The following is a 3678-nucleotide window of genomic DNA, read 5'->3' as shown; positions in this document are numbered from 1 at the left end:
AAGGGTCAGTTCAATCTCCGTACTCTCGGACTCAAGGATACTACTACACCTGCCGTCTGGAATGCTGTCCTATTCAATAAATAAGGCATCCTTATGTATTGGAGACGGTCTCGGCTTCACCGGCTTTTTTCACCAAAACCCTTCGTCTTGACCACCTCCTGTGCACCAGCAATCTTGTCCTTCAGGTCGGACAACGTCCGGGCACTGGTTGTTCGGTCTCCGTTGCTGCCGGGGGACTTCGCTAGAGAGCCGTTGCCCTGGTGAGATGGACCGGGGGAACTGGCCGGGTCAGACGCGACGGGCAAGGACCCGGCTGCCGGGGTGGTTGACATTTGAACCTCCATATCAGTTTGAATGGCCCAAGGGTTCAGCAAGTGGCGTGCCCCGACAGAGAATGTTGAACGCGGGTGGAGGCCGCGCTCATCGGCGCTCGCGGCAATTTGGCCTCGTGACGTTTCCAGGTACATGCATGCGCTCCATGCATCGGGCTGTGCTCTCCCGTCGAGCAGAATGTAGAGACGCTGGGTGCGCGGAACACAGAGGTCAAGGCGAAGAAGAAGGTGACCTTTGCATGCAACTTGCGCGCGCTCTCGCTCAAACTGCGTGTCTGGCGCACGCGAAGGTGTAACCCACTGGGTCTGTGCAACGGGGAGTGAATTGAATGTGGTACCGGGCCCTCTCGGGCTTCATTGATAACTCCGACTGACCATTCTCTTGCTTTCGCTTCCACAGCCCGAAGGCTGCTCGTCAATCCTCCTGACGCTTTCCAATAAACGCCACCAGGCCGTTAGGCGGCAGCGGCATCGCTCGCAGTCATCGGTCGCCAAAAAGTAGCGCCACGCATCGCCTGGACTGGTTGATTGAAGGAAGCGTAAAGCACCCACGCGCGCACTGTGCGAGCCGGTCCTCGATCGTGCGTCGGTGCTCGTCAAAGGCAAGGTGCTGCCAGGCGCTGGGAAACGAACAGCGACCCAGCCAGCGACGGTGCGCCTCGCCCCAGTTTGCGCTGCCGGTATAGCGAACGCCGTGCGCGAGCAGGAATGATTTCAGTCGCTGCCGTGCGTGCCGCAGATCCTCGCGGGCAGTTGCCCACGCGCGGGCGAGATCCCGGAACGCCTCGTCCTCTATTCCAGGCACGTACACGGCCGACAGGTCGCCGGCGCGCAGCGAGCGCGCCAGCTTGATGGCATCACGCCGGTCGGTCTTCACCCGTTCGCCCGGCTTGCGGGGGATCAGTGAAGGTGCGCAGACCATGCAGTCGAAGCCCTTCTGCACGAGCTGACGGTACAGCCCATAACCACATGGACCTGCCTCGTACACGACGCGTACGTGTGGCGCCTTGGACTGTAAGCGCGTGCACAGGCGATCGATGTCGGCCCCGGTCGTACCGGTCTTGCCCAGCAGTTCGACCTCGCCCGCGTCGATCGCGTAGGCGACCGTGATCGAGTCCTTGTGAAGATCCAGTCCAACGTACACCGTGCTATCGTTTCGCATGCTGGCCTCCGTGGAGGAAATCGCCTGGACGCGGCCCAGTCCACGCCCGTGCGGCTCTGGCAGCAATGCTAACCCGCGTTCAGTTTCCCCACGGCGGGCCAGCCCCTACCTCACGCAAAGTCATACTGCCTTCCGGTTCCAGCTCAGCCTGCGCGACATTGAGGAGTTGCTGTTCGAGCGCGGCGTGACGGTCAGCTACGAGACGATTCGCCGCTGGTGCGAGAAGTTCGGCGCGGGGTTTGCCCGTCGGGTGAAAGCGGCACGCCGCAAGCCGGGTAGCACGTGGCATCTCGACGGGATGTTCGTCACCCTGCGTGGCGAACCGTACCTGCTGTGGCGTGCAGTCGACGAGCACGGCTCGAGCTCGACATCCTGCTGCAGCAGCGGCGCGACACGGCAGCGGCCAAACGTTTCTTCGGGCACGTGTTGCGCTCGAATCCGGTGCCACGCAAGATCGTCACCGATCAGTTGCGCAGTTACCCGGCGGCGAAAGCCGATATCCCAGAGCTGACCAACGTGAAGCACGTGTTCGTCAAGGCTGCTGCCCGGGTCAACAACCGCGCAGAGAACAGCCATCAGCCCACGCGGGAGCGCGAGCGGCGTATGCGAGGCTTTCGCGACCCGAAGCGCACGCAGGCCTTCCTGTCAAACTTCGGTCTGATCCGGCAGCACTTCGCACTGAAGCGGCATCTGCTGCGCGCTTCACTTTATCGCAAACAGCTTGCAGCAAGGTTCGTTGCCTGGCGCGAATTCACCGACCTCGCCCAAGATCCGTCGACTGGTTGCTAAATCATCGTCACACCTCCAGCGTTTTGTCTCACGCACGGCGAGTTGACAACGCCCTCAGGGCGTGATCCGGCAGCACTTCGCGCTCAAGCGACATCTGCTACGCGCGTCACTCTATCGCAAACGGCTCGCCGCACGCTTTGCCGCATGGCATCGTTTCACTGAGGCCACCCAAGATCCGTCCGTTTTCTGTGCAAGCGTGTGTCCTCTCCGCTATTGCGCCGCGAACAATTCAACGTGACAGCGCCCGCCAGATGGGCGGCGCCGATCGCGATAGGCACGCTCACGCTTTTGCTGTGCTACTCGAGCATGACTCTGGCTTTTCTCGGAGAGTCAGCGATCTTCTCGACAATGCGCTATAGTTCACGCCGGTTGGCGGCACCGTGCGTATGGAAGTCAGTCAGGCGCCGATCGGGCCGCAGCTTCGCATATCGACAACGGCCCGGGCATCCCGGTCGCCGACCATGACTCAGTGCTGCAACGTCTTTACCGCGGCGAGCAGGTGGGCCATATAGCCGCCTCCGGGCTCAGACTCAGCATCGTGTCGGCGGTGCTTCGTATGCGTCACTTCACGTTGAGAATTGATAGCGTTGAACCCGGCGTCCTGATCACGATCGATTGCTGGTCGCGTTCACTCGGATGAGGCATCCGAACGCTGCGGTTGATCGTGCCGGCCGCTGAACGCAAGTCCCCTTGGTTGCTCATTTACCGCTGAATCCCGCGTTGCTGCGCGAGGCGCGCGCGGCATACGGCGTGCGTGGGTCTTGCGCGAAGGGGATCGCTTGCATCGCATGATCGGTTCGGTGCGATAGCCGTGATGACGCGCGTCCTCGGTTTTTCCGACACATGATTGACGAGACCGCGTGGTCGACTTTAGGACAGGCAATGAGTGATACCGGGAACAAAACGATCGGCGTAGGTTGGGTTCTGTTCGCACTCGCCGTTGGCGGATTTGCCATCGGGACTACCGAGTTCGCGACGATGAGCCTGTTACCGTTTTTTGCGCACGGCCTCGGAATTGACGCCCCTACGGCAGGACATGTCATCAGCGCATACGCACTGGGCGTGGTCGTGGGCGCGCCAGTCTTTGCGGTCCTGGGTGCGCGGCTTCCCCGCCGTACGCTATTGATCGTTCTCATGGGCATGTTCGCTCTGGGCAATGGAATGAGCGCACTGGCGCCGAGCTACCATTGGATGTTGATCTTCCGATTCCTCAGCGGGCTGCCTCATGGCGCCTATTTCGGCGTCACGGCGCTGGTGGCGGCCTCGCTCGTGCCGGAGAATCGACGCACGGTAGCGGTAGGGCGCGTCTTCCTCGGCTTGACGTTTGCCACCATCATCGGCGTTCCGCTTGCCAACTGGTTAGGGCAGGGCGTTGGGTGGCGCTGGAGTTTTGGA

General features: G+C 61.5%; 3 protein-coding genes and 4 pseudogenes. 5 read left to right on the top strand and 2 right to left on the bottom strand.

Going from position 1 to position 3678, the window contains the following annotated elements; translation table 11 throughout:
* Positions 1-84 (top strand): annotated as a pseudogene (locus P0D89_RS54770) (IS6 family transposase); the annotation flags it as partial.
* Between the two features lie 32 nt (positions 85-116).
* On the opposite strand, the gene P0D89_RS51495 reads toward P0D89_RS54770, so the two are convergent.
* Positions 117-467 (bottom strand): hypothetical protein, encoded by a 351-nt coding sequence (locus P0D89_RS51495; RefSeq protein ID WP_408379393.1) that lies wholly within the window; start codon positions 465-467, stop codon positions 117-119.
* Positions 468-882: 415 nt separating this feature from the next.
* A pseudogene (locus P0D89_RS51490) lies at positions 883-1494 on the bottom strand (IS110 family transposase); the annotation flags it as partial.
* A gap of 130 nt (positions 1495-1624) precedes the next feature.
* On the opposite strand from P0D89_RS51490, the pseudogene P0D89_RS51485 reads away from it, so the two are divergent.
* The 4 genes and pseudogenes from P0D89_RS51485 to P0D89_RS51470 form a co-directional block, all read left to right on the top strand.
* A pseudogene (locus P0D89_RS51485) lies at positions 1625-2283 on the top strand (IS6 family transposase); the annotation flags it as partial.
* A gap of 58 nt (positions 2284-2341) precedes the next feature.
* Positions 2342-2521 (top strand): annotated as a pseudogene (locus P0D89_RS51480) (hypothetical protein); the annotation flags it as partial.
* Positions 2522-2638: 117 nt separating this feature from the next.
* On the top strand, positions 2639-2923 hold the full coding sequence (locus tag P0D89_RS51475; RefSeq protein ID WP_408370669.1) for an ATP-binding protein: 285 nt from the start codon (positions 2639-2641) through the stop codon (positions 2921-2923).
* A 242-nt stretch (positions 2924-3165) separates the two neighbouring features.
* The coding region (locus P0D89_RS51470) for an MFS transporter (RefSeq protein WP_408370667.1) at positions 3166-3678 on the top strand (513 nt) is incomplete at its 3' end.

The sequence above is a fragment of the Paraburkholderia sp. RL18-085-BIA-A genome (assembly GCF_046027075.1).
GTDB lineage: Bacteria > Pseudomonadota > Gammaproteobacteria > Burkholderiales > Burkholderiaceae > Paraburkholderia.
This window is presented reverse-complemented; position numbering and strand designations above follow the sequence as displayed.